The following is a 481-nucleotide window of genomic DNA, read 5'->3' as shown; positions in this document are numbered from 1 at the left end:
CGACCAAGCCGACACTGTTGCGGCAGGTCATCCAGGTCGCAGTCCAAGGCGACGAAGCCGGCATCCCGCTGGCACAGCGTCCAGAGTGGCGCGCGCTGCTCGCCGGCCCCGTCGACGAGGTCTTCTCGAGGTTCGCCCGGCTCAACGCCGCCCTGATGACGCGAACCGCGGCCATCATCGCGCTCGGCGAGGCCGCTGCCGAGACCGACCCGGAGCTGGCCGAGCACCGCGACCGTGCGCATGCCGAGACCCGTGCCAACCTTCGCGCCCTCGCAGCAGAGCTGCGCAGACGTGGCGCGCTCAGCGGAGAGGTCAGCGAGGACGACGCAGCCGATGTCATCTATGCGATCGCCACCGACGAAGGCGTCTTCCTGCGCCTGACCGGCGAGTGCGGCTGGAGCGAGGCCCGCTACGCCCACCTCATCGCCCACACTCTCACCGCAGCCCTGGCCCCCACATGAGCTCACTCGACCGACCTGCG

General features: G+C 70.5%; 1 protein-coding gene. It reads left to right on the top strand.

Features of this window, described 5'->3' with window-relative positions; all coding sequences use genetic code 11:
* A partial coding sequence (locus M3149_RS22715) for a hypothetical protein (protein ID WP_251711617.1) occupies positions 1–461 on the top strand: 461 nt, incomplete at its 5' end.
* Between the last annotated feature and the right edge of the window lie 20 nt (positions 462–481).

Origin of the sequence: Hydrogenophaga intermedia (assembly GCF_023715105.1) — a bacterium.
In the GTDB taxonomy this organism is placed as follows: Bacteria; Pseudomonadota; Gammaproteobacteria; order Burkholderiales; family Burkholderiaceae_C; genus Hydrogenophaga; species Hydrogenophaga intermedia_A.
Note: the sequence above shows the minus strand (reverse complement) of the source record. Positions and strands in the feature narration are given on the sequence as shown.